Source organism: Bradyrhizobium sp. 2TAF24 (genome assembly GCF_052115025.1).
Lineage (GTDB): Bacteria > Pseudomonadota > Alphaproteobacteria > Rhizobiales > Xanthobacteraceae > Bradyrhizobium_A.
The window spans coordinates 1-25,426 of sequence record NZ_JBFRFW010000037.1; the positions used below are offsets into that span (position 1 = coordinate 1).

The 25,426-nt window shown below is 65.9% G+C and carries 18 protein-coding genes, 1 tRNA gene and 2 pseudogenes; 15 read left to right on the forward strand and 6 right to left on the reverse strand.

What is annotated here, in order from left to right; translation table 11 throughout:
* The 3 genes and pseudogenes from tuf to AB4Z37_RS31870 all read left to right on the forward strand — a co-directional run.
* Nucleotides 1-147: pseudogene (gene tuf, locus AB4Z37_RS31860) on the forward strand (elongation factor Tu); the annotation flags it as partial.
* Nucleotides 148-325: 178 nt separating this feature from the next.
* Nucleotides 326-1,366, forward strand: a complete 1,041-nt coding sequence (locus tag AB4Z37_RS31865) for a purine-nucleoside phosphorylase (protein WP_441520680.1) — start codon at nt 326-328, stop codon at nt 1,364-1,366.
* Nucleotides 1,367-1,693, forward strand: a complete 327-nt coding sequence (locus tag AB4Z37_RS31870) for a hypothetical protein (protein WP_441520681.1) — start codon at nt 1,367-1,369, stop codon at nt 1,691-1,693. It abuts the gene before it with no gap.
* Between the two features lie 34 nt (nt 1,694-1,727).
* On the opposite strand, the gene AB4Z37_RS31875 is transcribed toward AB4Z37_RS31870, so the two are convergent.
* The gene (locus AB4Z37_RS31875; protein WP_441520682.1) at nt 1,728-3,689 is read right to left on the reverse strand and encodes a methyl-accepting chemotaxis protein; all 1,962 of its coding nucleotides are present in this window, start codon (nt 3,687-3,689) and stop codon (nt 1,728-1,730) included.
* A gap of 102 nt (nt 3,690-3,791) precedes the next feature.
* Nucleotides 3,792-5,504, reverse strand: a complete 1,713-nt coding sequence (locus tag AB4Z37_RS31880; protein ID WP_441520683.1) for a sensor histidine kinase — start codon at nt 5,502-5,504, stop codon at nt 3,792-3,794.
* A 306-nt stretch (nt 5,505-5,810) separates the two neighbouring features.
* Here AB4Z37_RS31880 and AB4Z37_RS31885 point away from each other — a divergent pair.
* The 6 genes from AB4Z37_RS31885 (at nt 5,811) to AB4Z37_RS31910 (ending at nt 9,295) form a co-directional block, all read left to right on the forward strand.
* Nucleotides 5,811-5,886 (forward strand) — tRNA-Trp (locus AB4Z37_RS31885).
* A gap of 334 nt (nt 5,887-6,220) precedes the next feature.
* Nucleotides 6,221-6,415, forward strand: coding sequence for a preprotein translocase subunit SecE (secE, locus tag AB4Z37_RS31890; RefSeq protein ID WP_441520684.1), 195 nt, complete (start codon nt 6,221-6,223; stop codon nt 6,413-6,415).
* Between the two features lie 20 nt (nt 6,416-6,435).
* Complete coding sequence (nusG, locus tag AB4Z37_RS31895; protein WP_441520685.1) at nt 6,436-6,966, forward strand: transcription termination/antitermination protein NusG; 531 nt, start codon at nt 6,436-6,438, stop codon at nt 6,964-6,966.
* A gap of 160 nt (nt 6,967-7,126) precedes the next feature.
* Entirely contained in the window at nt 7,127-7,555 is a 429-nt protein-coding gene (gene rplK / locus AB4Z37_RS31900; RefSeq protein WP_441520686.1) for a 50S ribosomal protein L11, read from the forward strand.
* 6 nt (nt 7,556-7,561) lie between these two features.
* On the forward strand, nt 7,562-8,251 hold the full coding sequence (gene rplA / locus AB4Z37_RS31905; RefSeq protein WP_211964636.1) for a 50S ribosomal protein L1: 690 nt from the start codon (nt 7,562-7,564) through the stop codon (nt 8,249-8,251).
* Between the two features lie 93 nt (nt 8,252-8,344).
* Nucleotides 8,345-9,295 carry a 2-hydroxyacid dehydrogenase gene (locus AB4Z37_RS31910; protein WP_441520687.1) on the forward strand — a complete coding sequence of 317 codons (951 nt, stop codon included), beginning with the start codon at nt 8,345-8,347 and terminating at the stop codon, nt 9,293-9,295.
* Here the strand turns inward: AB4Z37_RS31910 and AB4Z37_RS31915 are convergent, their stop codons facing one another.
* The gene (locus AB4Z37_RS31915; RefSeq protein WP_441520688.1) at nt 9,296-9,742 is read right to left on the reverse strand and encodes a winged helix-turn-helix transcriptional regulator; all 447 of its coding nucleotides are present in this window, start codon (nt 9,740-9,742) and stop codon (nt 9,296-9,298) included.
* A gap of 120 nt (nt 9,743-9,862) precedes the next feature.
* Here AB4Z37_RS31915 and AB4Z37_RS31920 point away from each other — a divergent pair.
* Nucleotides 9,863-10,641: pseudogene (locus tag AB4Z37_RS31920) on the forward strand (SDR family NAD(P)-dependent oxidoreductase).
* Here the strand turns inward: AB4Z37_RS31920 and sigJ are convergent.
* From sigJ to AB4Z37_RS31935, 3 genes are read right to left on the reverse strand one after another with little or no spacing between them, the layout of a single operon-like run.
* Nucleotides 10,638-11,555 carry an RNA polymerase sigma factor SigJ gene (gene sigJ, locus AB4Z37_RS31925; protein WP_441520689.1) on the reverse strand — a complete coding sequence of 306 codons (918 nt, stop codon included), beginning with the start codon at nt 11,553-11,555 and terminating at the stop codon, nt 10,638-10,640. The pseudogene AB4Z37_RS31920 and the gene sigJ sit on opposite strands and share 4 nt — an antisense overlap.
* The gene (locus AB4Z37_RS31930) at nt 11,545-12,102 is read right to left on the reverse strand and encodes a hypothetical protein (protein WP_441520690.1); all 558 of its coding nucleotides are present in this window, start codon (nt 12,100-12,102) and stop codon (nt 11,545-11,547) included. The genes sigJ and AB4Z37_RS31930 overlap by 11 nt, the downstream gene beginning before the upstream one ends.
* The gene (locus AB4Z37_RS31935; protein WP_441520691.1) at nt 12,095-12,472 is read right to left on the reverse strand and encodes a hypothetical protein; all 378 of its coding nucleotides are present in this window, start codon (nt 12,470-12,472) and stop codon (nt 12,095-12,097) included. The genes AB4Z37_RS31930 and AB4Z37_RS31935 overlap by 8 nt, the downstream gene beginning before the upstream one ends.
* Nucleotides 12,473-13,236: 764 nt before the next feature.
* On the opposite strand from AB4Z37_RS31935, the gene rplJ reads away from it, so the two are divergent.
* The 5 genes from rplJ to AB4Z37_RS31960 all read left to right on the forward strand — a co-directional run bounded on the left by rplJ (nt 13,237) and on the right by AB4Z37_RS31960 (nt 25,364).
* On the forward strand, nt 13,237-13,755 hold the full coding sequence (rplJ, locus tag AB4Z37_RS31940; protein WP_441520692.1) for a 50S ribosomal protein L10: 519 nt from the start codon (nt 13,237-13,239) through the stop codon (nt 13,753-13,755).
* Nucleotides 13,756-13,808: 53 nt separating this feature from the next.
* Nucleotides 13,809-14,189, forward strand: a complete 381-nt coding sequence (gene rplL, locus AB4Z37_RS31945) for a 50S ribosomal protein L7/L12 (protein WP_441520693.1) — start codon at nt 13,809-13,811, stop codon at nt 14,187-14,189.
* A 437-nt stretch (nt 14,190-14,626) separates the two neighbouring features.
* On the forward strand, nt 14,627-18,748 hold the full coding sequence (gene rpoB / locus AB4Z37_RS31950; RefSeq protein ID WP_441520694.1) for a DNA-directed RNA polymerase subunit beta: 4,122 nt from the start codon (nt 14,627-14,629) through the stop codon (nt 18,746-18,748).
* A gap of 152 nt (nt 18,749-18,900) precedes the next feature.
* The gene (gene rpoC / locus AB4Z37_RS31955; protein WP_441520695.1) at nt 18,901-23,109 is read left to right on the forward strand and encodes a DNA-directed RNA polymerase subunit beta'; all 4,209 of its coding nucleotides are present in this window, start codon (nt 18,901-18,903) and stop codon (nt 23,107-23,109) included.
* 200 nt (nt 23,110-23,309) lie between these two features.
* Nucleotides 23,310-25,364: an FAD-dependent oxidoreductase gene (locus tag AB4Z37_RS31960; RefSeq protein ID WP_441520696.1), complete on the forward strand. Its 2,055-nt coding sequence runs from the start codon at nt 23,310-23,312 to the stop codon at nt 25,362-25,364.
* Nucleotides 25,365-25,426: the final 62 nt, after the last annotated feature.

Below are 25,426 nucleotides of genomic sequence, written 5' to 3' on the forward strand. Positions count from 1 at the left end.
GGCACCGAGATGGTGATGCCGGGCGACAACATCGCGATGGAAGTGCACCTGATCGTGCCGATCGCGATGGAAGAGAAGCTGCGCTTCGCGATCCGCGAAGGCGGCCGCACCGTCGGCTCGGGCGTCGTCGCCTCGATCATCGAGTAAGCGCCGAGCGGCGAGGCCGCTTTCGCTGACATCACAAAGGCGCAGGTGCGAACATCGCATCTGCGCCTTTTCCTTTTGGCGCGGGCCGCTTGACGGCCCGGCGAACGATCGGGCCTACTTCGTGCCGAGCCCCATGCGATCGCCTGCGATCGATCATTCGAACCCGATCGGCCCGCCCATGTCCGCACTCTCGTTTTATGCCCGCCCCCTCCGCGCGCTGATCGCGGCAACGGCTGTCGCCCTGGCCGCGACCGCAGCCATGGCCGACGAGCCGGCGAAGCCGCCGGTCAAGGTCAAGGTGTTCGTCGCCGCGATGTTCGAGATCGGCAACAACACCGGCGATCGGGCCGGCGAGTTCCAGCATTGGTACGAGCGCTACTGGCGCGCCAGCGCGCCCATCGCGGTCAAGGGCGCGCTCAACCCGGTGTACTGCAATCAGGACGGGGTGTGCGGTGCCGTGCTCGGCATGGGCAAGGTGGCGTCGTCATCGTCGATGCAGGCGATCCTGCTCAATCCGCAGTTCGACTTCTCGCAGGCGTATTACATTCTCTCCGGTGTCGCCGGCGTGCCGCCGTCGCGCGGCACCATCGGCGAGGTGGTGTGGGCGACGTGGCTCGTCGACTATGACCTCGGTCACCGCTGGGCGGCCGACGAGGTCAAGCCGGGCGAGCCGCTGTTCATGCCGCGCAAGGGCTATGAGACGATCCGCCTCTACCACCTCAATCGCGCGCTGGTGGACTGGGCGGTGCGGCTGAGCGCGGGTGTCGAACTCAGGGATTCCGATGCGGCAAGGGCCTACCGCCTGCGCTATCCCCAGGCCGCGGCGCGGCAGGCGCCATCGGTCGCGACCGGGACCCATGTGACCGGCGACACGTTCTTCCACGGCCCCGGCCTGTCGGCGCAGGCGCAGTACATGACCAAGCTCTACGGCGCCGACGACTACACCATCACCGAGATGGAAGGCACCGCGATCACCCAGGTGATCGCCCGCCAGTATGGCACCGATCGCGTGATGGCGCTGCGCGGCGCGGTGAACTTCGACCAGGGCAATCCCAACGAGACCACGCTGCAGCATCTCGACCCGGCGCCGGGCCAGACCGCCGGCGGTTTCGCCGAGACCGTCGAGAACATCGCGCTGGCGGGGTCGAGGGTGGTGGATCACATTGTCGCCGACTGGCCGCACTGGAGCGCCGGCGTGCCGCCCTTGTCATCGCCCTGAATGTCGTCGCTGCTGCTCCGCTGCCGCCGCGTCGGCGAGGTTGCGCTGCTGCCGATGCTGGCGTTTGCGGTGATGCTCGGCGCTGGGCCGGCCATCGCGGCCTGTCCCGACCGCCCGCCGTGCAGCGGGTGTGGCTGCAAGGGCGGTCCGGGCTACCGGGCGCCCGACAGGCACTGCGTCGGCTTCAAGGAGCTCGACAAGGTGTGCGGCAATCCGCCGACGCGCTGTACGTTCGAGAATGCGCCCGGGACCGGGCTCAACCGTGACTGCGCGCTGGCGCCGCGCAACCGCGGGACGCGAGGAGAGGGCGCCTCTCTTCCGAAATAACGCGGACCATCGTCCGCGCCCGATCGTGATCGCTTCAGGCCGCGCGCACGTCGCGCAGGAAACGGCCGACCTCGTCCTTGAGGGTGTCGCCGCTCTGTGACAGCTCGGACGCGGCCTCGACCACCTTGCCGGCGGCAAGCCCGGTTTGGCGCGCGGCCTCGTCCACCCCCATGATGTTGTCGGAGACCTCGCCGGTCGAGCGTGCCGCTTCCGACACGTTGTGGGCGATCTCGCGTGTCGCCGCGCCCTGTTCCTCGACCGCCGAGGCGATGGCGCTCGCGATCTCGTTGACGCGGCCGATGGTCCGGGTGATCGCCTCGATCGCGCCGACGGAGGCGCGGGTGGCGGTCTGGATCGAGTCTACCTGCGAGGAGATTTCGTCGGTGGCCTTGGCGGTCTGGCTCGCCAGCGCCTTGACCTCCGCGGCGACCACGGCAAAACCGCGCCCGGCGTCGCCGGCGCGCGCCGCCTCGATGGTGGCGTTCAGCGCGAGCAGGTTGGTCTGCTCGGCGATCTCGCTGATCAGCCGCACCACGTCGCCGATCTTCTGCGCGGCGTCGGCAAGGCTGCGCACCTCGGCGTTGGTCTCGTTGGCCTGGGTGGCCGCGGCGCTCGCCACGTTGGCCGATTCATTGACCTGCTGGGCGATCTCGTTGATCGAGGCGTTGAGCTCCTCGATCGCGGCGGCGACGGCCTGCGCGTTCTGTGTCGCCTCGCCCGAGGCGAGTGCGACGGTGCTGGACTGGCGTGTCGCTTCCTTCGCGGTGCTGGCCATCGAGGTCGCGGTGGTCTTCAGCCCGGCGGCTGCGGCGCCAACCGCGTTGACGATGCCGCCGACGCCGCTCTCGAATTTCGCGGCGAGGGCGTGCAGCGTCGCGCGGCGTTCCTGTTCGGTGCTGGCGCGCTGCTGCTCCTGCTGCTGCCGCAGCCGGCTGGTCTCGATCAGGCTGTCCTTGAACACCTCGACCGCCTTGGCCATGGCGCCGATCTCGTCGCCGCGCTGCGCGCCCGGAACCTCGAGCGCGTGGTCGCCTGCGGTGATCCGGCCCATGGCGGACTGCAGCGCCAGGATCGGCCGCGCCATGCCGCGCCCGAGCCAGGCCGCGATCAGGGCCGCGACCAGCACCGCCGCGGCGGTGCCGCCGGCCATCCACAGCTCCGAACGGGTGGCGAGATCGGCGAATGCGGTGGTGTCGCGCACGATCTCGACCACGGCGACAGGCTCGCCGGAATAGTTCTTGAGGACGCCGAAAGTGGTCGCGGTGGGGTGGCCATCCTGCGCGCCGGTTGCGAACACCATCTCGCCGGCCAGCGCACGCTTCAGCGTGGCGGCAGGGGGCGGTGGCGAGCGGGTGGTGGAGGCCAGCGTCCGGCTGCCGTCGCCCTCGATCTGGTGGATCGCCACCTCGACGCCGAACCGCTCCTTCATGGTGGTGACGTAGGTCTGGCCGAACGGCGCGCCGATGTCGACGACACCGAGCAGGGTATCGCCGTCCAGCATCGGCGAGGTGCCGAACACGTTGAGCACCTCGCGGCCCGACTCGATGCCGCCCACCGGCCGGCGCGTCGCGAACCCTTCCATGATCATCTTGCGACGCTTGGAGACGTCGTCGCCGAACGCTTCAGGGGTGTGGACGCGGGCAAAGGCGATGCCAGGCGGGATCTGGATCGTGATCAGTTCGAGGCCGAGCGGCTTCATCCGCGCGAGCGCCTCCGTCATCAGCGCGATGGCCGCCGGCCGGTTGCCTGCGCGGACCGCCGCCTTGAGCTCCGGCATGGTGGCAAAGGCGTGGCTGACGGCCAGCGCGCTGCGGGTCTGGGCGTCGAGCGCCGCGATCAGGTTGGCGTAGTCGGCGCGCAATTCGCGCTCCAGCGCGACGTCGACGGTGGCCTGCTGGCGCCACAGGCCGAAGGCGGCAAGCACGACACAACAAGCCGCGGCCACCAGCGAAATGGCGACCATGATGCGGGCGGCGACAGACTTGAACTTCAGCATGGATGACCCCAGCAAGCGTGACCCCGAGGATGGTTTCCCCCTGGTAACTTTATGGAGTGGGCGTCAACGCTTGATTAACGATACCGCCGCCGGGAAGCCGGCTCAGCCGGTCGCGGACGCCGTGCGCGGCTCCGCTTCCGGCGCGACGAATTTGAGGTGGCAGACGAGGCCGGAGGGCGGGTAGCGTACCTCGACGCCGCCATGCATCTGGCGCGTCAGGTTGGCGATCAGGCGGCTGCCGAACCCTTCCTGCTGCGGCCGTTCGACGGGCGGGCCGCCCGCTTCGCTCCATGTCATGCTGACGGCCGTGCCRCGCGCGTCCGGCGTTGCGCTCCAGCGCAGTGTCACCGTGCCGCGGTCGTTCGACAGCGCGCCGTACTTCATCGCGTTGGTGCACAGCTCATGCACGATCATGGCGACCGGCACCGCGCTCGTCGGCGGCAGGTCCACCGCGGGCCCGAACAGGGCGAAGCGGTGGCTCTTGTCGCCTTGCAGCGGGGCGAGCGATACCTTCATGATGTCGGTGATGTCGGCATGCTCCCAGTTGCGCTGGGTGAGGAGGTCATGGCTGCGCACCAGCGCCTGCAGGCGGTCCTGGAAGCCGCGCAGCGCGTCGGGGCCCTGGCTGTGGCGGAAGCTCAGCGAGGCGATCGACTGCACCGTGGCAAGCGTGTTCTTCACGCGATGGGCAAGCTCGTGGACCAGGATGTCGCGACGTGCTTCCTCGGTCTCGCGTTCGATCGCGCGCTGCTGGCTTTCATCCATCAGGCGGTCGAAGGTCTGCCCGAGCAGGCCGATCTCGTCGCCGCGGTCGATGATGCCGGTTCGTGCCATGTCGTGGCCGCGCCGCCAGGCTTCGGCGGTCGCCACCACCTTCATCAGCGGCTGGCGGATGATGCCTTCGCCGACCAGCCACGCCAGCACCAGCGCCACCAGGCTGCCCAGCGAGAACACCAGGAGGCTGCGCCGCGTCGCCTCGTCGATCGGGCGCAGCACCTCGTCGCGCGAGATGCCGGTCGAAACATAGAACCCGAACGGCGTCAGTGCCGCCGGGACATAGCCGGCGATCCGCGTGGTGCCGTCGGGGCTCTCGATCTCGGCGGAGCCGGCCGCGGGGGCGGCGACGAAGCCGATGCCGGACGGAGCGATGCGCGTGCCGATGTAGGTCTCCGGTGCAGGCTCGCGGGCGACGATGATGCCGTCACGGTCGGCGACGGTGATGGCGCCACCGCGCGCGATGCCGCGCTCGCTGAGCTGGCGGCCGAGCCATTGCAGGTTGAGGCCGGCCATCACCACGCCGGTCACGGTGCCGTTCTCGACCAGCGGCAGTGCCACCGGCACCAGGTTGCGATTGCTGACGCGGCTCGCGGTGTAGGTGCCGACCGCGAAGGTGCGGTTCTTCAGCACGTCCTGGAAATAGGGGCGGTCAGCCAGATTGGCGCTCGAGGAGGGCGCTTCGCTGAAGCAGCGCACCGAGCCGTCCGGGTTCATGATGAGGATCGAGGTGAGCGCTTGGAGGCCGTCGCGGACCCGCATCACGTAGCGTGAGCAGGCCGCTGCGTCGGCTTGTCGCACCTCGGCCGCCTGTGCCACCGCATGCAGCACACCCTTGATGCCGGCGAAGATCTGGTCGAGCTCGGCAACGGCGAGTTGGGTGTTGCGCAACGCCTCGGCATGGACCTCGGCGTAGCGGGTCTTGCGCAGGTCGAACGCGTTGTAGGCGAGGGCGAGAAGACCAGGAACGGAGGCGACCAGTGTCAGCGCCAACAGCCGATGGGTCAGCGACAGGCGACGGATGAATTCGAATGAACGCAAGCCTTATGTCCCCCCAACCCCATCCGTGCCCAGCGCCGGTCCTTGCGCGTGTCGGCCGGCGCGGGCGCGTTTCGTCGTCGCAGCGTGACGCGGCGAGGGCCGGCGGGTTCCCGAATGAGGCCTTCATGATTCTCGATGCCGCGATCCTGGACGTCAAATCGGGTCAGATCGGGGCATGGAGGCTGTGGTCGGCTCGGTCTGGCCTCCCGTTCCGCACCGCCGGATGACGGGCCTGTGAAATTTGCGCTCAAAACCTGGCCGGGGGGCGTGACGAGCGGCAAAGGCTTCGCTATAGAGGCGCCCAGTAGGAGTGTAGCTCAATTGGTAGAGCACCGGTCTCCAAAACCGGGGGTCGTAGGTTCGAGCCCTACCACTCCTGCCAGAGTTGCCGCGCGGCTCCGCTTCTCCTCTCAGATGATCAAAATCTTCCAAGCCGCTGAAATCGCTGGGTAAGATATCCCCGGATCGCGCTGGCTTCGGCCCTTGCGCGGTGCGCCGCGGCACGGTTGCCACCTTGACGCCTTGCGCGGTCCGAAGTAGGAAGCGCTACCTGCCATCGGCCCGATCGACGGACTTCCGAGGCGGCTTTGATTTTCCCAAATAGGGCCTGTCTGCCGCGGCCCCATCCTTGAAAGAGGTTGGGCGCGCGATGGGGCTTGTCCGGATCTTCCGCGCCGCGGGAGGACGGACCCGAGGATGGATACGGACCGAGACAGATGGCGTTCAACCCCGGCAAGTTTCTCCAGGAAGTGCGGAGCGAGACCGCCAAGGTCACGTGGCCGACCCGCCGTGAGACGGTGATCACCACCATCATGGTGTTCGTGATGGTCGCCGTGTCCTCGGTGTTCTTTTTCACCGCGGATCAGCTGATCCGCATCCTCATCACGTTCATTCTCGGCATTCAGGCCTGACGCAAGCGGACCATTTTCTCATGAGCATGCGCTGGTACATCGTTCACGCCTATTCGAACTTCGAAAAGAAGGTCGCCGAGTCGATTCGCGAGCAGGCCAAGCAGCGGAATCTGGAAGAACTGTTCGACCAGATCCTGGTGCCGACCGAGAAGGTCACCGAGGTGCGCCGCGGCCGCAAGATCGACACCGAGCGCAAGTTCTTCCCGGGCTACGTGCTGGTGAAGATGAACCTCACCGACGAGGCGTTCCATCTCATCAAGAACACCCCGAAGGTGACGGGCTTCCTCGGCGCCGAGAACAAGCCGATGCCGATCTCGGAATCCGAGGCGATGCGCATCATGCACCAGGTGCAGGAAGGCGTGGAGCGGCCGAAGTCTTCGGTGTCGTTCGAAATCGGCGAGAACGTGCGCGTGGCCGACGGCCCGTTCGCCTCGTTCTCCGGTGTGGTGGAAGAAATCGACGAGGCGCGTTCGCGCGTCAAGGTCGCGGTGTCGATCTTCGGCCGCGCGACCCCGGTCGAGCTGGAATTCGGTCAGGTCGAGAAGGTCTGACCGTGAGGTCCGCCGTCTTCGGACGGCGGGCGGCGGAAGCGGCGGTTCGCCGCTGTCCGTGAATGCCGTGGGAGGCGGCCGCCGATTGCCAGTCGGCGTGCATGACCGAACCACGGTCCGAAGAAGATCCGGATGGTCCGGATCCTTTTAGGAGTGAGCCATGGCAAAGAAAGTGACCGGATACCTGAAGCTTCAGGTGCCGGCCGGTGCGGCGAACCCGTCGCCTCCGATCGGCCCCGCGCTTGGTCAGCGCGGTCTCAACATCATGGAATTCTGCAAGGCGTTCAACGCGCAGACGCAGAAGGAAGAAAAGAACACCCCGATCCCGGTGATCATCACCATTTACGCGGATCGTTCTTTCACCTTCGAGATGCGCACGCCGCCGATGTCCCACTTCCTCAAGCAGGCGGCCAAGATCCAGTCCGGCTCGAAGGCGCCGGGCCGTGACAAGGCCGGTTCGGTGACCAAGGCGCAGGTGCGCGAGATCGCCGAGAAGAAGATGAAGGATCTCAATTGCGACACCATCGAATCGGCCATGAAGATGGTCGAGGGCTCTGCCCGTTCGATGGGTCTGGAAGTGGCGGGGTAATCAGTCATGGCCATTGGAAAGCGTTTGACGAAGTCCCGCGAAGGCATCGACCGCACCAAGCTCTACACGATCGCTGACGCGATCAAGATGGTGAAGGATCGCGCCACCTCCAAGTTCGACGAGACCATCGAGGTCGCTCTGAACCTCGGCGTCGATCCGCGCCACGCCGACCAGATGGTCCGCGGCGTCGTCACCCTGCCGAACGGCACCGGCCGCACCCTGCGCGTCGGCGTGTTCGCCCGTGGTGCGAAGGCCGAGGAAGCCAAGGCGGCCGGCGCCGACGTCGTCGGTGCTGAGGACCTCGTCGAGAAGGTCCAGGCCGGCAACATCGACTTCGATCGCTGCATCGCCACTCCGGACATGATGCCGCTGGTCGGTCGTCTCGGTAAGGTGCTGGGCCCGCGCGGCATGATGCCGAACCCGAAGATCGGCACCGTGACCATGGACGTCACCGGCGCCGTCAAGGGTGCGAAGGGCGGTTCGGTCGAGTTCCGCGTCGAGAAGGCCGGCATCGTGCAGGCCGGCATCGGCAAGGCCTCGTTCACTGCCGACAAGCTGGTCGAGAACGTCAAGGCGCTCGCGGATGCGGTTGCCAAGGCGAAGCCGGCGGGTGCCAAGGGCACCTACATCCAGCGCGTCGCGGTGTCCTCGACCATGGGCCCTGGCGTGAAGGTCGAGCCGGGCAGCTTGTTCTGAGCTGCGGCTGACGATTGTTGATCGAGGGCGGGACAGGGCAGACCTGTTCCGCCCTTTTTCGTTTTGAGGCTCCTTTTCGTTGCATGGTGCGCCATGGCCAGTCAGGTCCTGATCTATTCGCGATTTCCCAAGAAGCAGATGCTGCGCATCGGCGAGCGGTTCGATCTGCTCGATGCGGCCGGCAAGCCGCCGCATGAGGTGCTCGGCGCCGATCAGCTCGCCGGCGTGCGCGCGCTGATCACCGCCGGTGGGCAGCCGCTCGGCGCTGAGGTGATGGCGAGCCTGCCGCGGCTCGGCGCGATCGTCTGCTACGGCACGGGGTATGACGGCATCGATCTCGCCGCGGCCGCGGCACGCGGCATCGTGGTCGGCAACAGCCCGGCGGCGAATGCCGGGGCGGTCGCTGATCTCGCGCTGACGCTGATGCTGGCGGCGACCCGCCGTGTCGTCGCCGCCGACCAGTATGTTCGCAGCGGCGGCTGGGTGACCTCGAAGCCGTCACCGATGCTGAGCGCGCCGCGCGAGCTGGCCGGCGCCAGGGTCGGTGTCTACGGCATGGGCGAGATCGGGCGGCGGGTGGCGGCGCGCGCCGCGGCGTTCGAGACCGAGGTGGCCTATCACAGCCGCAGCCGGCACGACGTGCCATATCCTTATTTTGACTGCCTCGCGGACCTCGTGGCGTGGTGCGACATCCTGATCGTTGCGGTGCGGGCCGGCGCCGACACCCAGCACATCATCGATGCCGACATGCTGAAGAAGCTCGGCCCCGAGGGCACGCTGGTCAACATCGCGCGCGGTTCGGTGGTGGACCAGCAGGCGCTGGTCGCAGCGCTCAGGGACGGCGCCATCGGTGCAGCGGGCCTCGACGTCTACGAGGCCGAGCCGCATGCGCCCGACGCACTCACCGAGCTGCCCAATGTGGTGCTGACGCCGCACATCGGTGGCCACACCGCGCAGTCGCATCTGCGCATGCAGGACTGCGTCATCGCCAACCTCGGCGCGTTCTTTGCCGGCGAGCCGCTGCCTTATCCCGTACGTGGCTGATTAGTCGCTGCGCACTATCGCGATGTCCTGACGCTGCAGCAGGCGGCCGTCGTCCGCGCGCAGCTCGAGGCGGCGCAGCGGCTGGCCGTTCCTGCGGTCGACGAGATGGGTGCAGATCTCGTCCGGCGTGAACAGGTGGACATCGGCCCACTGCCGCAGCGCCACCATCACCGGAAACAGGTCCTTGCCCTTGTCGGTCAGCACATATTCCTGATGAGCGCTGCCGTCGGCGGCCGCCTTCAGCTCGAAAATGCCCTGTGCCACCAGCATGCGCAGCCGCGCCGCCAGGATGTTCTTGGCGGTGCCCAGGCTCTTCTGGAATTCGCTGAAACGCCGTTTGCCGGCCAGGGCGTCACGGATGATCAGCAGCGACCAGCCGTCGCCGATCACGTCCAGCGAGCGGGCGATCGGGCATTCCGCCTTTTCGAAACTGGTCCGTTTCACCATCGCAGTCGGGTCCGCCGGGCGCCGGGGCGCGGCTCGTTTTTCATGGTTGCATCATAAAACCTGCAGCGTTATATGACAAGTCTTAGGTTTCATGATGAAACCAATTATGAGGAGCGGGCCATGGCCGGTAGACTGGCGAACAAGACGGCGTTGATCACGGGCGGCAACAGCGGCATCGGTCTGGCGACGGCTCGCCTGTTCGTGGCGGAGGGCGCGCGGGTCGCGATCACCGGCCGCAATCGGGAGACACTCGATGCGGCGCGTGCGGAGCTCGGCGAGCGGCTGCTCGCGGTAAGGCGGACACCACCGACATCAGCGCCCTGGCGCACGCCGTGGATGCCACGGTGAAGACGTTCGGTCCGATCGATGCGCTGTTCGCCAACGCCGGTATTGGTGGCGCCACTCCGCTCGGAGGTACGACGCTCGAGGCATTCGAGACGGTGATCCGCACCAACCTGACGGCCGTGTTCTTCACGGTGCAGGCGGCGGCGCCGCATCTTAAGGACAAGGCGTCGGTCATTCTCAACGGTTCGGTGCACACCGCGCTCGGCATGCCCGGCTATGCCGCTTATGCCGCGACCAAGGCCGGAGTCACCGGAATGTCGCGGGTGCTGGCATCCGAGCTCGCGCCACGCGGCATCCGCGTCAATGTCGTGGCGCCCGGCGCGACGCGGACGCCGATCTGGAACGGCGTGGCGCCGACGGCGGAAGCGTTCAAGGTGTTCGAGGACCGCATTGCGCGCACCAATCCGCTCGGCCGCATCGGCGAGGCGGAGGAGGTGGCGAAAACCGTGCTGTTCCTGGCCTCCGATGACGCCTCCAATGTCAACGCCACCGAGATCTTCGTCGACGGCGGCACCATCGGCGCCCGCATGGGCGCGCCGATGTTCCGCGACTAGGCGCTCGTTCCGTTGCGGCGCGCCGCGGGCTGGATGTCGCGAATGGCCTGCGGGGCGTTGCGCAGCTTGTCCGGGTTGCGCACCGCATAGAGCGCGGCGATGCGCTCGCCGTCGATGGCGCAACTGATGACGAGATCGAGCGCGCCGTTGAGATACACGAGCACGCCGGTCTTGCCATTGACGCTCGCCGGTGCGAACCGCACATCGTCGCCGCTCGCGGCGAGCCTGACGGCAAGGCCGACGAAGAAGCGGGCGACGTGGTCGGCGCCGTGGATCGGCCGCAGCGCGGCGCGCTTGCTGCCGCCGCCATCGGTCAGGGCGATAGCGTCGGCACGCAGCAGCGCAGTGAGCGCGGTCAGGTCGCCCGTCGCCGTGGCCGTCAGGAATGCGGTCAGCAGCCGGGCATGATCCTCTGGTGCGGCCTCCGGCGGCGGCGCATCGTGGCGGACGGCGCGGCGGGCGCGGCTTGCAAGCTGCCGGCAGCTCGCCTCGCTGCGGTCGAGGATGCGGGCGATCTCGGGAAACGGCGTCTCGAAGATGTCGTGCAGCAGGAAGGCCGCGCGCTCCTGCGGCGACAGGCGGTCGAGCGCCAGCAGCAGTGCGAACGACAGGTTGTCGGCGAGCTCGCTGGTGCTGTCCGGCGACAGCGCCTCGGCATCGAACACCGGTTCGGGCAGCCATGGCCCGACATAGATCTCCCGCCGCGCCTGCGCGCTCTTCAGGCGGTCGAGGCACAGCCGCGTGACGATGGTGACGAGATAGGCCTCGGCATTGCCGACGCCGCGCGCGCCGGCGAAGCGCAGATAGGTGTCCTGCACCACGTCCTCGGCGTCGCTGCGGCTGCCCAGCATGCGATAGGCAAGGCCGAGCAGCCGGCCGCGATGGGGCGCGAGCGGGTCGGTCTCAGGCCGCATGCGGCACGGCGGTTCGTGCGACGTCGACCGGGCGGCCGGCAATGTTGATGCGCCGGCAGGCGACGGTATGGCCGAGCCCGGTCTTCACCATCGGAAAAATCCGCCCGATCTGCAGGGCCAGCGTCAGTTCGATCACCCCGGCCTCTCCCCAGTGCGCGCGCACGGCGTTGCGGATTTCGTCCTCGTCGAGGTTACGCGCGACGATCGCGTGGGCGAAACGATAACCCAGCGCGGCCTCCGCCGTCATGGCGACGCAGTTGCCAGCGAGCACGGCCTCGATCTGGGCGTCGGGGACCTTGGCCTCGCGCGCCATGTCCACCACGAGCTGGGTGCAGGGGCCGCAATCCTCGGCCATGGCGCCGACCAGCTTGGCGGCGAAATAGGCATCGAGCGGGACCACCTTGCGGTGCTGGGCGACGCCCATGATCAGGGCGAACTTGAAGAAGGCGGACGGCGTCTCCTGCAGCATCAGGTCGAGGTAGGAGGTGTCGTAGCCGTAGCGGGTGCGGTAGGCGCGCAGCATCCGGCGGGCGAGCGCTTTAAACATGGTGGATCTCCTTGGCGGGGATGGCGGCGATGACGGCGAGGGCGGCCGGGACGACGATCGCAGCGAGATCGAAGGCGGCATGATGGGCATGGCCCGCCGCCAGGCCGGCGAGATGCAGCAGCGCGTGCCCGGCCAGGAATCCGGCGCCGGCGACGCCCGCCGGCCACAGGGCCGGCCGCCAGGTGGTCGCGGCGAGCGCCAGGCCGGCGATCAGGAATGCTATCCCGATGTCCTGGATGAAGTGGCCGTTATAGGGGCCGGTCTCGGTGACGCCGGGAACCAGCGCATACCAGCGCTGTCCCGCCGTCAGCATGGTCAGGCCGTTCAGCGCGTTCGATCCGCCGACCAGGCCCAGAATCAATCGTCTCATGGCTGCCTCCTGCGTCGAAGACGAGGGAGGCCATCCGGGTGTGACGAAGGTGCGGGGATTTTTTGGGGAGAAGGGAGGCTGCCAGGCCGGGCCGGCTGATGGAGGGTCGCGGCCGGGCAACGGCTTCCCCCTGCCAGGAACCTGGTGGGGCGCCCATGATGTGACGCCGCTCGGAGGCGTCACTATGCAAATTCTGGGCAAGATGGCCTGGATGGGCCTTGGCAAATCGGAAAAGACTCGTTAAAGAGCGCGTTCCGGGCGTGCTGGCCTCAGCTGGCGCGTCCGTGCGCGCTTTCCAAAAACCCGAGCTGTTAGGAGACCATTCCTCTCTGGACGTCCGCATGGATCGCTCAAAGATGGATGGTAAGCCAACAACTGCTTGAAGTTCAAGGATTTCGCGTAGGTTGTCCCGTGAGGGGCGATCGAATTCCTGTCCAAGACTGCAGGTGCCGGCTGCCGACCGTATCGGTCAATGGCCGACTTAATCTCCTGCATAGACGGGTGAAGACCGAAATTTCGCGTGTGGCCGCGATTGAGCGGTGCGCAGCGTATCGGTTCGAACCTCGACACCCTGGTCCGGGAGCTGGCTTTGCCGGCGCGCGGGGCGGGAGGGCAGGCTTCTAGAATGTCGTCCTGCCGGACGTGTCCAGGAGACGAGGTGGCCCGAGCGATCGGGTGGCTCGAGATGGGATCGACGGCGGGACGGCGGGTGCAACCCGGCGGTCCAGCCTCGTGCGAAGACCGCCAACCGGAGAGAGCTTGCTGTGGAACGAGCGGCAAAAAAAGAGGCGGTCGAAGCGCTGAACGAGGTCTTCAAGGCCACGGGCGTTGCGGTCGTCGCTCACTATTCCGGCCTGACCGTCGCCCAGATGCAGAAGCTGCGTACGCAGATGAAGCAGGCGGGCGCGTCGGTGAAGGTCTCGAAGAACCGTCTCGCCAAAATTGCTCTTGAAGGCACTGACGTCGTGTCCATCGGCTCCCTGCTCAAGGGGCCGACCGTGATCGCTACTTCCAGCGATCCGGTCGCGGCGCCGAAGGTCGCCATCGAATTCGCCAAGGCGAACGAAAAGTTCGTCATTCTCGGCGGTGCGATGGGGGCCACTGTCCTGAACCCTGACGGTGTGAAGGCGCTTGCCTCGCTGCCGTCGCTGGATGAACTGCGCGGCAAGCTTGTCGGCCTCCTCGTGGCGCCGGCGACCAAGATCGCTCAGCTCACCACCGCTCCCGCGGCCAAGGTCGCGCGCGTGGTTCAGGCTTACGCCTCAAAGAGCGAAGCGGCTTGACGCCCTTCGCAAATTCAACCTGGTTCGAACTAATACGCTGAAGGAACTACACAATGGCTGATCTGCAGAAGATTGTTGACGACCTGTCGAGCCTGACCGTGCTCGAGGCTGCCGAGCTCGCGAAGCTTCTCGAAGAGAAGTGGGGCGTTTCGGCTGCTGCCGCCGTGGCGGTGGCTGCTGCTCCGGGCGCTGGCGGCGGTGCTGCCGCTGCCGCGGAAGAGAAGACCGAGTTCACGGTCGTTCTCGCTTCGGCTGGCGACAAGAAGATCGAGGTCATCAAGGAAGTCCGCGCCATCACCGGCCTGGGCCTCAAGGAAGCCAAGGATCTCGTCGAAGGCGCGCCGAAGCCCCTCAAGGAAGGCGTGTCGAAGGACGAGGCCGAGAAGGTCAAGGCCCAGCTCGAGAAGGCTGGCGCCAAGGTCGAGCTCAAGTAATTGGGCTGCGTGGGCCGGTTCCATCTGGAACCGGCCTGCGTATCTTACGTATCTGAAGGCGATCGCGGCGGTTTCGGGCGGGGTCTGGAACTGGCGCAAAGGCCGCCCATATAGGGGCGGAGGCACGAAAATGCAGTCCGCCCAGGGAATCGGTTAGATTTCGGCGTTGGACGGCGGGAGACGAGCGATTTCGGGCTTTTGTAGTCCGTAACGGCACGATTTGGACGGGCTGAGCGTGGCAGCGCTCGGCACGTCGTTTTGCGTTCAGGGGTCCGGTTTCTGGGATCGGGCGTCGGAATGCGGGGAGTGTGAGCTCCCGGGGGCGGATCCCGGGGTGTCCATGTTCCGGTACGCAACTGGATTTTCAACCCGGCGCGCGATGCCAGTCGCGCGTTGGAAGGGCCGCCACCCGGCAGGCGGCGAAATGAGAGGCCACGATGGCGCAGCAAACGTTCACCGGTCGCAAACGCGTTCGCAAGTTTTTCGGTCAGATCAAGGAAGTCGCGGAGATGCCGAACCTCATCGAGGTTCAGAAGGCGTCCTACGACCAGTTCCTGATGGTCGAGGAGCCCGCGGGTGGCCGGCCGGATGAAGGCCTGCAGGCGGTCTTCAAGTCGGTGTTCCCGATCTCCGACTTCTCCAACACCTCGATGCTCGAATTCGTGCGCTACGAGTTTGAGGCGCCGAAGTACGACGTCGATGAGTGCCGCCAGCGCGGCATGACCTTCGCTGCGCCGCTCAAGGTGACGCTGCGCCTGATCGTGTTTGATATCGACGAGGAAACCGGCGCGCGTTCGGTCAAGGACATCAAGGAGCAGGATGTCTACATGGGCGATATTCCGCTCATGACCATGAACGGCACCTTCATCGTCAACGGCACCGAGCGCGTCATCGTCTCGCAGATGCACCGTTCGCCGGGCGTATTCTTCGACCACGACAAGGGCAAGACCCATTCGTCGGGCAAGCTGCTGTTCGCCGCCCGTGTCATCCCGTACCGCGGCTCCTGGCTCGACATCGAGTTCGACGCCAAGGACATCGTGTTCGCGCGCATCGACCGTCGCCGCAAGATTCCGGTGACGTCGCTGATGTATGCGCTGGGTCTCGACGGCGAAGAGATCCTGTCGACCTTCTACAAGAAGATCCTCTACAAGCGCACCAAGGAAGGCTGGCGCGTGCCGTTCGACGCCGCGCGCTTCCGCGGCTACACCACGATCAACGACCTGATCGACGCCGACACCGGCAAGGTCGTGCTCGATGCCGGCAAGAAGCTCACCGTCCGCGCCGCCCGCCAGCTCCAGGAGAAGGGGCTGAAGGCGCTGCGCATGTCGGACGAGGAGCTGGTCGGCAACTTCCTCGCCGAGGACCTCGTCAACCCGAAGACCGGCGAGATCCACGCCGAGGCCGGCGACGAGATCACCGAGAAGTCGCTGAAGGTGCTGAACGAGATCGGCTACAAGGAACTGCCGATCCTCGACATCGACCATGTCAATGTCGGCCCCTACATCCGCAACACGCTCTCGGCAGACAAGAACATGACGCGTGAAGACGCGCTGTTCGACATCTACCGCGTGATGCGTCCGGGCGAGCCGCCGACCATCGATTCCGCCCAGAACATGTTCCAGTCGCTGTTCTTCGACAGCGAGCGCTACGACCTCTCTGCGGTCGGCCGCGTCAAGATGAACATGCGTCTCGAGCTCGATGCGCCGGATACCCACCGTACGCTGCGCAAGGAAGACATCCTCGCTGTCATCAAGACCCTGGTCGACCTGCGTGACGGCAAGGGCGAGATCGACGACATCGACCACCTCGGCAACCGCCGTGTGCGCTCGGTCGGCGAGCTCATGGAGAACCAGTACCGCATCGGCCTGCTGCGCATGGAGCGCGCCATCAAGGAGCGCATGTCGTCCGTCGACATCGACACCGTGATGCCGCAGGACCTGATCAACGCCAAGCCGGCGGCGGCCGCGGTGCGCGAGTTCTTCGGCTCGTCGCAGCTGTCGCAGTTCATGGACCAGACCAACCCGCTGTCGGAGATCACCCACAAGCGCCGCCTGTCGGCGCTCGGACCGGGCGGTCTGACCCGCGAGCGCGCCGGATTCGAAGTGCGCGACGTGCATCCGACGCACTACGGCCGCATCTGCCCGATCGAAACGCCGGAAGGTCCGAACATCGGTCTGATCAACTCGCTGGCGACGTTCGCGCGCGTCAACAAGTACGGCTTCGTCGAGACGCCGTACCGCAAGGTCAAGGACGGCCGCGTCAACGACGAGGTGGTCTACCTGTCGGCGATGGAAGAGGGCCGTCACTACGTCGCGCAGGCCAACGTGCCGCTCGACGCCAAGGGCCGCTTCACCGAGGACCTCGTCGTCGCCCGCCACGCCGGCGACGTGCTGCAGGTGACCCCGGACAAGGTCGACTACATGGACGTGTCGCCGAAGCAGACGGTGTCCGTGGCCGCGGCGCTGATCCCGTTCCTCGAGAACGACGACGCCAACCGCGCGCTGATGGGCTCGAACATGCAGCGCCAGGCGGTGCCGCTGGTTCGCGCCGAGGCGCCGTTCGTCGGTACCGGCATGGAAGGCGTCGTCGCCCGTGACTCGGGCGCCGCGATCGCGGCGCGCCGCTCGGGCGTGATCGACCAGATCGACGCCACCCGCGTCGTCATCCGCGCCACGGAAGATCTCGATCCGACCAAGTCGGGCGTCGATATCTACCGCCTGATGAAGTACCAGCGTTCCAACCAGTCGACCTGCATCAACCAGCGCCCGCTGGTGAAGGTCGGTGACGTCGTCAAGAAGGGCGACATCATCGCCGACGGTCCGTCGACCGACCTCGGCGAGCTCGCGCTCGGCCGCAACGTGCTGGTCGCGTTCATGCCGTGGAACGGCTACAACTTCGAGGACTCGATCCTGCTGTCCGAGCGGATCGTCAAGGAAGACGTGTTCACGTCCATCCACATCGAGGAATTCGAGGTGATGGCCCGTGACACCAAGCTCGGCCCCGAGGAAATCACCCGCGACATTCCGAACGTCTCGGAAGAAGCGCTGAAGAACCTCGACGAAGCCGGCATCGTCTACATCGGCGCGGAAGTGCGTGCCGGCGACATCCTCGTCGGCAAGATCACGCCGAAGGGCGAGAGCCCGATGACGCCGGAAGAGAAGCTGCTGCGCGCCATCTTCGGCGAAAAGGCTTCCGACGTTCGCGACACCTCGCTGCGGGTGCCGCCGGGCGTGCAGGGCACCATCGTCGAGGTTCGCGTGTTCAATCGCCACGGCGTCGACAAGGACGAGCGTGCGCTGGCGATCGAGCGCGAGGAAATCGAGCGTCTCGCCAAGGACCGCGACGACGAGCAGGCGATCCTCGACCGCAACGTCTATGGCCGCCTCGCCGATCTCCTCAACAACCGTGAGGGCATCGCGGGTCCGAAGGGCTTCAAGAAGGATACCCGCATCACCAAGGCGGTGCTCGACGAGTATCCGCGTTCGCAGTGGTGGCTGTTCGCCTCGCCGAACGACAAGCTGATGGCCGAGATCGAGGCCATGCGGAAGCAGTACGACGAGTCGAAGAAGGGCCTCGAACAGCGCTTCCTCGACAAGGTCGAGAAGCTGCAGCGCGGCGACGAGCTGCCGCCGGGCGTGATGAAGATGGTCAAGGTCTTCGTCGCGGTGAAGCGCAAGATCCAGCCCGGCGACAAGATGGCCGGCCGTCACGGCAACAAGGGTGTCGTGTCCAAGATCGTTCCGATCGAGGACATGCCGTTCCTGGAGGACGGCACCCACGCCGACATCGTGCTGAACCCGCTCGGCGTGCCGAGCCGCATGAACGTCGGTCAGATCCTCGAGACCCACCTCGGCTGGGCCTGCGCGGGCCTCGGCCGCCGCATCGCGCAGACGGTGGACGCCTACTACAGCAAGCAGGATAGCAAGCCGCTGCGCGAGATGCTGAAGAAGGTGTACGGCGAGGACGAGACCATCAAGTCGCTCGGTGAGGGGGAACTGGTCGAGCTCGGCCACAACCTCAGCCGCGGCGTGCCGATCGCCACCCCGGTGTTCGACGGCGCCAAGGAGGCAGACATCGAGGAGATGCTGACGCTCGCGGGCGTCGACGGCTCGGGTCAGTCGACGGTGTATGACGGCCGTACCGGCGATGCGTTCGATCGCAAGGTGACGGTGGGCTACATCTACATGCTCAAGCTGCACCACCTCGTCGACGACAAGATCCACGCGCGTTCGATCGGCCCGTACTCGCTCGTTACCCAGCAGCCGCTGGGCGGCAAGGCGCAGTTCGGCGGCCAGCGCTTCGGCGAAATGGAGGTCTGGGCGCTGGAAGCGTACGGCGCCGCCTACACGCTGCAGGAAATGCTGACCGTGAAGTCGGACGACGTCGCGGGCCGCACCAAGGTGTACGAGGCGATCGTGCGCGGCGACGACACGTTCGAGGCCGGCATTCCGGAATCGTTCAACGTGCTCGTCAAGGAAATGCGCTCGCTCGGCCTCAACGTCGATCTGCACAACTCCAAGCTCGGCCCGACGGCCCCGACCGCCGAGGCCGCCGAGTAATCCCATTCCATCCCTCCCGCACGCGGGAGGGATTCCCGGGCCGGGGCCGCGACATGCGTGCCTCGATCCGGTCTCCCCTTCAGCGGGAGTGAGAAGCGACATTCGGAAAACGACCTGACGGCGGCTGCGGCCCGATGGTCGAGGAGAAGACGATGAACCAAGAGATTATGAACCTCTTCAATCCGACGACGCCGGCTCAGGTCTTCGACCAGATCCGCATCTCGATCGCGTCGCCGGAAAAGATTCTCTCGTGGTCCTACGGCGAGATCAAGAAGCCGGAGACGATCAACTACCGTACCTTCAAGCCCGAGCGCGATGGCCTGTTCTGCGCGCGCATCTTCGGACCGATCAAGGACTACGAGTGCTTGTGCGGCAAGTACAAGCGCATGAAGTACAAGGGCATCATCTGCGAGAAGTGCTCGGTCGAAGTGACGCTGTCGCGCGTCCGTCGCGAGCGCATGGGCCACATCGAGCTGGCCGCGCCGGTCGCCCACATCTGGTTCCTGAAGTCGCTGCCGAGCCGCATCGGCCTGCTGCTCGACATGACGCTGAAGGACCTCGAGCGCATCCTGTACTTCGAGTACTATGTCGTGCTCGAGCCGGGTCTGACCGCGCTCAAGGACCGTCAGTTGCTGTCGGAAGAAGAGTATCTGCGTGCTCAGGACGAGTACGGCCAGGACTCCTTCACCGCGATGATCGGCGCCGAGGCAATCCGCGAGCTGCTCAAGGGCCTCGACCTCGAGAAGCTCGAGGGCCAGCTGCGTGCCGAGATGGCGGAGACCGACTCCGACATCAAGCACAAGAAGCTCGCCAAGCGGCTGAAGATCGTCGAGGCGTTCCGCTTCTCCAGCAACAAGCCGGAGTGGATGATCCTCACGGTCGTGCCGGTGATCCCGCCGGACCTGCGTCCGCTGGTGCCGCTCGACGGCGGCCGCTTCGCGACGTCGGACCTCAACGACCTGTACCGCCGCGTCATCAACCGCAACAACCGCTTGAAGCGGCTGATGGAGCTGCGCGCGCCGGACATCATCATCCGCAACGAAAAGCGCATGCTGCAGGAGGCCGTCGACGCACTGTTCGACAACGGCCGCCGCGGCCGTGTCATCACCGGCGCCAACAAGCGTCCGCTGAAGTCGCTGGCCGACATGCTCAAGGGCAAGCAGGGCCGCTTCCGTCAGAACCTGCTCGGCAAGCGCGTCGACTACTCCGGCCGCTCGGTCATCGTCGTCGGTCCGGAACTGCGCCTGCACCAGTGCGGCCTGCCGAAGAAGATGGCGCTCGAGCTGTTCAAGCCGTTCATCTACTCGCGGCTCGACGCCAAGGGCCTGTCCACCACCGTGAAGCAGGCGAAGAAGCTCGTCGAGAAGGAGCGTCCCGAGGTCTGGGACATCCTCGACGAGGTCATTCGCGAGCATCCGGTGCTGCTGAACCGCGCGCCGACGCTGCACCGCCTCGGCATCCAGGCGTTCGAGCCCGTGCTGATCGAGGGCAAGGCGATCCAGCTGCACCCGCTGGTCTGCGCCGCGTTCAACGCCGACTTCGACGGCGACCAGATGGCCGTGCACGTCCCGCTGTCGCTCGAAGCGCAGCTGGAAGCGCGCGTGCTGATGATGTCGACCAACAACATCCTGCACCCGGCCAACGGTCAGCCGATCATCGTGCCGTCGCAGGACATCGTGCTCGGCCTCTACTATCTGTCGATCCTGCGTGAAGGCCTGCCCGGCGAGGGCAAGTCGTTCGGCACCATGTCCGAGCTCGAGCACGCGCTGTTCTCGAAGGTCATCCACCTCCACACCAAGATCAAGTACCGGTGGGAAGGGATCGACGAGGAAGGCAAGTACTCCAAGCGCTGGATCGAAACCACTCCGGGTCGCGTTATGCTCGGCCAGGTGCTGCCGAAGTCGCCGAAGATGCCGTACGAGGTCATCAACAAGCTGATGACCAAGCGCGAGATCTCCGGCGTGATCGATCAGGTGTATCGTCACTGCGGCCAGAAGGAGACTGTGATCTTCTGCGACCGCATCATGGCGCTCGGCTTCTACAACGCCTTCAAGGCGGGCATCTCGTTCGGCAAGGACGACATGGTCGTGCCGCACGGCAAGTGGAAGATCGTCGACGACACCCGCTTGTTGGCCAAGGAATTCGAACAGCAGTACAACGACGGCCTGATCACCCAGGGCGAGAAGTACAACAAGGTGGTCGACGCCTGGTCGAAGGCCACCGAGAAGATCGCCGAAGAGATGATGAAAGAGATCTCCTCGGTGAAGAAGAATCCGAAGACCGGGGAGACCGCGCAGGTCAACTCGATCTACATGATGGCCCACTCGGGCGCGCGTGGTTCGCCGGCGCAGATGCGCCAGCTGGCCGGCATGCGCGGCCTCATGGCCAAGCCGTCGGGCGAGATCATCGAAACGCCGATCATCTCGAACTTCAAGGAAGGCCTGTCGGTGATGGAGTACTTCAACTCCACCCACGGCGCCCGCAAGGGTCTGGCCGACACCGCCTTGAAGACCGCGAACTCGGGCTACCTGACGCGGCGTCTGGTCGACGTGGCGCAGGACTGCATCATCACCGCTGACGACTGCGGCACGTCGCAGGGCATCAAGATGCGCGCCATCATCGATGCCGGCACCGTCGTCGCGTCGCTGGCGTCGCGCATCCTCGGCCGCACCGCGGGCGAGGACCTGCGCGATCCGGCCACCGGCAAGGTGGTGGTGAAGCGCGGCGTGCTGATGGAAGAAAGCCACGTCGATGCCATCACCCAGGCCGGCATCCAGGAGGTCAAGATCCGTTCGGCTCTGACCTGCGAGCTGGTCAATGGCATCTGCGGCAAGTGCTATGGGCGCGATCTTGCCCGCGGCACCCCGGTCAACCACGGCGAAGCGGTCGGCGTCATCGCGGCACAGTCGATCGGCGAGCCCGGCACGCAGCTGACGATGCGCACGTTCCACATCGGCGGCGCGGCGCAGATCAACGAGCAGTCGTTCGTCGAATCCAACTTCGACGGCAAGATCGTGATCAAGAACAAGGCGATCGCGACCAACACCGAAGGCCACTCGGTTGCGATGGTGCGCAACATGGTGGTGGCGGTGGTCGATGCCGACGGCACCGAGCGCGCGACCCATCGCATCCAGTACGGCGCACGCATGCGCGTCGACGAAGGCGACATGATCAAGCGCGGCCAGCGTATCGCGGAGTGGGATCCCTATACCCGTCCCATCCTGACCGAGGTCGAGGGCGCCATCGGGTTCGAGGATCTGGTCGAAGGCCAGTCGATCTCCGAAACGCTCGACGAATCGACCGGCATCGCCAAGCGCGTGGTCATCGACTGGCGGTCCTCGGGACGCGGTGCGGACCTGCGCCCGGCGATCGTGGTCAAGGGCAAGGACGGCAAGGTGCTCAAGCTCGCCCGCGGCGGCGAGGCGCGCTACATGCTGGCGGTCGACGCGATTCTGTCGGTCGACGTCGGCGCCCATGTGAAGGCCGGCGACGTCATCGCCCGTATCTCCACGGAAAGCGCCAAGACCCGCGACATCACGGGCGGTCTGCCGCGCGTGGCCGAGCTGTTCGAAGCGCGGCGGCCGAAGGATGCGGCGATCATCGCCGAGATCGCCGGCACCATCCGCTTCGGGCGTGACTACAAGAACAAGCGCCGCATCTCGATCGAGCCGCTCGACAAGACCGAGGAGCCGCGCGAGTACCTGATCCCGAAGGGCAAGCACATCCACCTGCAGGACGGGGACATCGTCGAAAAGGGCGATTTCATCGTCGAAGGCAATCCGGCGCCGCACGACATCCTGGCGATCAAGGGCATCGAGGAACTCGCTGCCTATCTGGTCAACGAAATCCAGGAGGTCTACCGGCTGCAGGGCGTGCTCATCAACGACAAGCACATCGAGGTGATTGTTCGTCAGATGCTGCAGAAGATCGAGGTCACCGAGCAGGGCGACACCGATCTGATCTCGGGCGAGCAGGTCGACAAGATCGAGTTCGATCAGGTCAACGCCAAGATGGAAGAGGAAGGCAAGAAGCCGGCGACCGGTACTCCGGTGCTGCTGGGCATCACCAAGGCCAGCCTCCAGACCCGGTCGTTCTTCTCGGCCGCGTCGTTCCAGGAGACCACCCGTGTGCTCACCGAAGCCGCTGTCAACGGCAAGGTGGATCCGCTGGAAGGCCTCAAGGAGAACGTCATCGTCGGCCGTCTCATCCCGGCCGGCACCGGCGCCTCCATGTCCCGGATCCGCGAGGTCGCCAGCAAACGCGACCGCCTCATCCAGGACGAGCGGGAGAAGCAGGCGGAGGCGGCGATCGTGCCGTCGGCGCCCGAGCCGGAACCCGTCGCTCTGCCGCCGGCAGAGTGAGGCAGGTGATGTCTGGGAGATGAATGCGAGCGGAAAGGCCGGCGTCAGCCGGCCTTTTTTGCGATTTTTGGCAGGTTCCCAAGGCCAAATCGTCGTTTGTTCATCTTCCTTTCATATGAAAAAGTGCTTTGCTTGGGGCAACTTAGGATAACTGGACCACTCGGCACCGCCGCTCACGTCGGCGGGACAACAGGAACACTATGCTCGATCTTGCAATCGTTGGGGGCGGGCCGGGCGGCCTGATGAGCGCCTGGTATCTGAAGAAAAAACTCGGAAGCCTCTGCCGCATCACCTTGTTCGAAGCCACCGATCGTCTCGGCGGCAAGATCGTCACGCGCACGTTTGACAGCGCGCCCGCCATGTATGAGGCGGGCGTCGCCGAGATCTACGACTACTCGATGACCGGGCCGGATCCGCTCCGCGAGCTGATCCAGCATTTCGGCCTGCAGACCATTCCGATGGATGCCGCGCAGGTGATGCTCGACGGCGAACTGCTGGACGACGTCGATGGCATGCGCCGCAAGTACGGCAAGAAGACCGCGGACGCGATCGAGGCGTTTCGCAGGCTGTGCGCCGACGAGATCTCGCCGATCGAATACTATGAGGGTATCGGCGCCCATGACAACGAGCATCCCTGGGCGCACATCACTGCCGAGCAGTTGCTCGATGCCGAGGTCAAGGACGCGACCGCCAAGCGCTTCTTCAAGGTGATGGCGCGCTCTGACCTCGCGACTGAAAGCCACAACACCAACGGCCTTAACGCACTCAAGAACTACGTAATGGACGTCGACGGCTACATCGGCCTGTATTCGATCCAGAACGGCAACGAGCAGCTGATCTCCGGACTGCAGTCGGAGATCGATGCCGAGATCAAGCTCAATCATCGCGTGCTCAAGGTCGGCAAGACCGACGCGGGGCGCTACCAGCTCAACCTGCTGAACGGCAAGACGCCGGTGGTGCGCGATTTCGACCTGGTGCTGATGTGCCTGCCGCACAACTGGCTCGCCACCGTGAACTGGGAAGGTGAGAAGCTGCGCCAGTCGATGGTCAAGCACATCGCCTATTTCGATCGGCCGGCGCACTATCTGCGGGTGTCGGTGCTGTTCGACAGCCCGTTCTGGGGCGACAAGATCCCGGGCGCCTGGTTCATGTCCGAGGCGTTCGGCGGCTGCTGCGTCTATGTCGAGGGGGCGCGCCACGATGTCGGGCGGCACGGCGTGCTGAACTGGCTTATCGCCGGCGCCGACGCGCTCGCTTATGTCGGGCTGAGCGACGACCAGCTGATCGATGTCGCGCTGAAGACGCTGCCGGCGTCACTCGGCGATGCGCGCGAGCATTTCGTCGAGGGCAAGATCCATCGCTGGCTGTCGTCGGTCAATGCCATCCCCGGCGGCCTGCCGGTGCGCGACGTCCTCACCAACCACCGGCCGGAGCCGGTGGAGCATTCGGGCCTCGTGCTGGTCGGCGATTACCTGTTCGATTCGACGCTGAACGGCCTGCTGGATTCCTCCGACGCCGCCACCGACATCATCCTTACGGAGATGATCAAGCTGCGCAACGCGCGTGGCGAGGGCGGCCGTCCGGCGTCCGACAAGATCGACCGTAGCTACTTCGACAACTACCGCGGCGTCGGCCCGTATCACGAGGTCTGGAGCCGGTTCACCGATCCGTCATATCTCACCGAGCTGATCCGGATCGTCTGGGGCCGGGTGAAAGGTTACCGTATCCTGATCGCCGGCTCCGCCAGTGGCGAGCTGGTCGGGGCTCTGCGTGAGCGTGGCATCGATGCCTGGGGCATCGAGAACAACCGCACCATCCACGCCAGGACGCCCAAGGCGCTGCGCAAGTACAACAAGCTGGGGTCGGTCACCGACCTGCCGTTCCGCAGCGGCCAGTTCGACTTCGTGTTCGAGACCTGCCTGTGTCATGTTGCTGAAAAGCAGGTGACAAAGGCGATCCGCGAGCTCAACCGCGTGGTCAAGACCGGCCTGATGTTCGCCTCCGTGACCAGCGACATGCCGCCGGCCCTGATCGACCAGTACGACCTGCTGCGCGGCGTCAAGAAGCTCGGCACATGGTGGGAGTGGTCGGAACTGTTCTTTGGCAACGGCTTCGACCTGTCCATGAACCGGCGGGACACCATCGAGGCGGTGTGGGCCGCGACGCTGGCCGCCGGCAAGGGGCCGGGCCACTGGTACATCGACGCGGACAGCCTGCGCTATTCGTTCTTTGACAAGGTCGCCGCCGACGATTAAGCGCATGGGCGGGATGCGGCGCCGCGAAGGCTGTGCGTGTCGATAGCGGCCGCGCGCCGCGC

What these genes read in the sequence shown, in the direction of transcription:
- sigJ (WP_441520689.1), bottom strand. Translation starts at nt 11,555, where the DNA reads ATGCGGCCTGAGACCGACCCGCTCGCGCCCCATCGCGGCCGGCTGCTC.
- AB4Z37_RS31870 (WP_441520681.1), top strand. Translation starts at nt 1,367, where the DNA reads ATGTCGTCGCTGCTGCTCCGCTGCCGCCGCGTCGGCGAGGTTGCGCTG.
- AB4Z37_RS31910 (WP_441520687.1), top strand. Translation starts at nt 8,345, where the DNA reads ATGGCCAGTCAGGTCCTGATCTATTCGCGATTTCCCAAGAAGCAGATG.
- rpoB (WP_441520694.1), top strand. Translation starts at nt 14,627, where the DNA reads ATGGCGCAGCAAACGTTCACCGGTCGCAAACGCGTTCGCAAGTTTTTC.
- rpoC (WP_441520695.1), top strand. Translation starts at nt 18,901, where the DNA reads ATGAACCAAGAGATTATGAACCTCTTCAATCCGACGACGCCGGCTCAG.
- AB4Z37_RS31875 (WP_441520682.1), bottom strand. Translation starts at nt 3,689, where the DNA reads ATGCTGAAGTTCAAGTCTGTCGCCGCCCGCATCATGGTCGCCATTTCG.
- AB4Z37_RS31865 (WP_441520680.1), top strand. Translation starts at nt 326, where the DNA reads ATGTCCGCACTCTCGTTTTATGCCCGCCCCCTCCGCGCGCTGATCGCG.
- rplA (WP_211964636.1), top strand. Translation starts at nt 7,562, where the DNA reads ATGGCCATTGGAAAGCGTTTGACGAAGTCCCGCGAAGGCATCGACCGC.
- AB4Z37_RS31960 (WP_441520696.1), top strand. Translation starts at nt 23,310, where the DNA reads ATGCTCGATCTTGCAATCGTTGGGGGCGGGCCGGGCGGCCTGATGAGC.
- AB4Z37_RS31915 (WP_441520688.1), bottom strand. Translation starts at nt 9,742, where the DNA reads ATGGTGAAACGGACCAGTTTCGAAAAGGCGGAATGCCCGATCGCCCGC.
- nusG (WP_441520685.1), top strand. Translation starts at nt 6,436, where the DNA reads ATGAGCATGCGCTGGTACATCGTTCACGCCTATTCGAACTTCGAAAAG.
- secE (WP_441520684.1), top strand. Translation starts at nt 6,221, where the DNA reads ATGGCGTTCAACCCCGGCAAGTTTCTCCAGGAAGTGCGGAGCGAGACC.
- AB4Z37_RS31935 (WP_441520691.1), bottom strand. Translation starts at nt 12,472, where the DNA reads ATGAGACGATTGATTCTGGGCCTGGTCGGCGGATCGAACGCGCTGAAC.
- rplL (WP_441520693.1), top strand. Translation starts at nt 13,809, where the DNA reads ATGGCTGATCTGCAGAAGATTGTTGACGACCTGTCGAGCCTGACCGTG.
- AB4Z37_RS31930 (WP_441520690.1), bottom strand. Translation starts at nt 12,102, where the DNA reads ATGTTTAAAGCGCTCGCCCGCCGGATGCTGCGCGCCTACCGCACCCGC.
- rplK (WP_441520686.1), top strand. Translation starts at nt 7,127, where the DNA reads ATGGCAAAGAAAGTGACCGGATACCTGAAGCTTCAGGTGCCGGCCGGT.